Source organism: Paraburkholderia sp. SIMBA_053 (genome assembly GCF_046534895.1).
In the GTDB taxonomy this organism is placed as follows: Bacteria; Pseudomonadota; Gammaproteobacteria; order Burkholderiales; family Burkholderiaceae; genus Paraburkholderia; species Paraburkholderia caledonica.
The window spans coordinates 1-253 of sequence record NZ_JAWRXU010001212.1; the positions used below are offsets into that span (position 1 = coordinate 1).

A 253-nucleotide genomic window follows, 5' to 3' on the forward strand; every position below is an offset into this window, starting at 1 on the left:
GCGCGAGTTCGGTGCCGTCGAGCAGACTGCGCACCCTGACCAGGTCCGCCTCGAGAGTCGCCTCACTCACGTGCAGCTCGTCAGCCGTGTCGAACACGTCGATGCCGGCGGGCTCGTCGAGCAGCAGCCGCACCAGCGTGTGCAGACGATCGCGGGGCGCGGACTCGCCGGTCTGGCGCATCCGGAGCGCACCACGGGCACCGGATCCTGCGCGATACCCGGCCGGGCCGGATTCGATCACGCCGGCCCCCGG

1 protein-coding gene is annotated in these 253 nt (G+C 72.3%); it reads right to left on the minus strand.

The genetic code is table 11. From position 1 onward, the window contains the following. Positions 1-241, minus strand: a 241-nt coding sequence (locus tag SB753_RS39490; RefSeq protein WP_410805478.1) for a hypothetical protein, incomplete at its 3' end; no start/stop codon positions are given. Between the last annotated feature and the right edge of the window lie 12 nt (positions 242-253).